3 protein-coding genes are annotated in these 2303 nt (G+C 59.5%); all 3 read left to right on the top strand.

Annotated features, from left to right (window positions below; all coding sequences use genetic code 11):
• On the top strand, window positions 1–614 hold a 614-nt coding region (locus Q0526_RS12685), incomplete at its 5' end, for an ABC transporter ATP-binding protein (RefSeq protein ID WP_298734202.1).
• A 26-nt stretch (window positions 615–640) separates the two neighbouring features.
• Window positions 641–1531, top strand: a complete 891-nt coding sequence (locus Q0526_RS12690) for a sugar ABC transporter permease (protein WP_298734205.1) — start codon at window positions 641–643, stop codon at window positions 1529–1531.
• A gap of 12 nt (window positions 1532–1543) precedes the next feature.
• Window positions 1544–2303: carbohydrate ABC transporter permease (locus Q0526_RS12695; protein ID WP_298734211.1), on the top strand; the 760-nt coding region annotated here is incomplete at its 3' end.

Here is a 2303-nt window from a genome sequence, read left to right on the forward strand (position 1 = left end):
TATTGCTGCTGGACGAACCCCTCTCTAATCTGGACGCCCGGCTGCGGCTGCAGACCCGGGAGGAGATCTGCAAGATCCAGAAAAAGACCGGCATCACCACCCTTTTTGTCACCCACGATCAAGAAGAAGCCATGAGCATCTCGGACCGCATCGTGGTGATGAAAGACGGTCTGCTTATGCAGCAGGGCAAGCCCCAGCAGGTCTACGACGACCCGGCGAACCTGTTTGTGGCCAAATTTTTGGGCACGCCGCCCATCAACGTATTTGAAGGCACCGTTCAAAAGGAACGGCTGCTGCTGGCCGGGCAGGATGTGCTGGCGGTGCCCGGCGCACCGGATGGTACGGTCTGGTGCGGCATCCGGCCCGAAGGCTTTGTGCCCGACCCCAACGGCCCGGTGGTCTGCGGACTTTCCCGGGTGGAGGTGCTGGGCCGGGATGTGAGCATCGTCTGCACCCATCCCGCCTGTGCGGCCGATACCCTGCGGGCCATCGTCAACGCCCGTCACGATGTGGACGATACCGCCGATACCGTTCGGTTTGCGCTGCACCCCGACAAGGTGTTCCTGTTCGACCGTGAAACCGAAGCTCGCATTCGCTTCGGCACCCAGGGCTGACGGCCCCGAAGGGAGGAAAATCGTCCATGCATCGCAATTCCCACAAGGCGTGGCTCTACCTGCTGCCGTCGCTGCTGCTGTTGGGGGCGTTCCTTGTCTACCCCCTCATCGATGTACTGATCTACTCGGTGGAGGAAGGGTTCAACTTCGCCTCCCAGACCTACTTCGGGGTAGGCCTGTACAATTACAGCTATGTGCTCCACGACCCCTACTTCCTGCAAGCCGTGGAAAACACCTTCGTCCTCGTCATCATCACGGTGCCGCTCTCCACCGGGCTGGCACTGCTCATCTCGGCGGGGCTTAGTTCCATCCAACCCCTGCGCAAACTGTACCAGACCATCTATTTTCTGCCCTATGTCACCAACACGCTGGCCGTGGGCCTTGTATTTATGGTACTTTTCCAAAAGACCGAGTACACCGACGGCCTTGTGAACTTGATGTTGGCTTGGTTCGGCGCCGGGCCCATCGACTTTATCAACGGCCCCCATTGGGCCAAGATGTTCGTGCTCTGCTTTTACACCATCTGGGTGGTCATGCCCTTTAAAATTTTGGTGCTCACCGGGGCACTGGCTTCGGTCAACCCCGATTACTACAAGGCAGCCCGGGTGGACGGCACCCCCCGGCGGCGGCTCTTCTTCCGCATCACCCTGCCTTTGATCTCGCCGATGATCGTCTATCTGGTCATCACCGGTTTTATCGGTGCGTTCAAAGCGTACAGCGACGCGGTGGCCCTCTTCGGCACCGACCTCAACGCCGCGGGCATGAACACCATCGTGGGCTATGTGTACGATATGCTTTATGGCGACAGCGGCGGTTACCCGTCCTACGCTTCGGCGGCGGCCATCATCCTGTTTGTCATCGTGCTCACCATCACCTGCATCAACCTGCTGGTCAGCCGCCGGCAGTTGCGCCGCTAAGGAGGGGTCGTCATGGCGGAAGATTTTGAAACCCGGCGCCGGGCAGCCCGCCGCAAGGCGGGGCTGGGCAAGGCGCTGACCTATCTGGGGCTCAGCATCTGGGCCGTGGTGGTGCTGTTTCCCTTTTACTGGATGGTGCTCACCTCGCTGAAAAGCTACGGCGCCTACAACTCGGAACACACACCCCAGTTCTTTACGTTGGCCCCCACGCTGGAAAACTACCGCGAAGCCTTCACGGCGGTGCCGCTGGGCGGGTATCTGCTCAACACGCTGCTCTTCTCGCTTATCACCACCGCGGCCATGGTGGTGGTCAGTACGCTGGCGGCCTATGCCTTTGCCCGGCTGGAATTCCGGGGCAAGAACCTGCTGTTCGGCGCGTTTTTGTCCCTGATGATGATTCCCAGCGAACTGGTGGTCATCACCAACTATGTAACCATCACCAATCTCGATCTGCGCAACACCTTTACGGGCCTGATCCTGCCCTCCATCACCTCCATCTTCTATATCTACCTCCTCAAGGAGAGCTTTGAGCAGGTGCCCGACGAACTCTACCGGGCAGCCAAGGTGGACGGGACCTCGGACCTCAAATATCTGTGGAAAGTCATGATCCCCATCTGCCGGCCCACCATCGTCACGGTGACTATCTTGAAACTCATCGAGTGCTGGAACTCCTACGTCTGGCCCCGGCTGGTCACCGACGATCAGGCTTACTTCCTCGTTTCCAACGGCATCCAGCAGATCCGGGAAGAGGGCTTCGGCCGAGAGAACATCC

It is taken from the genome of uncultured Subdoligranulum sp. (assembly GCF_937890665.1).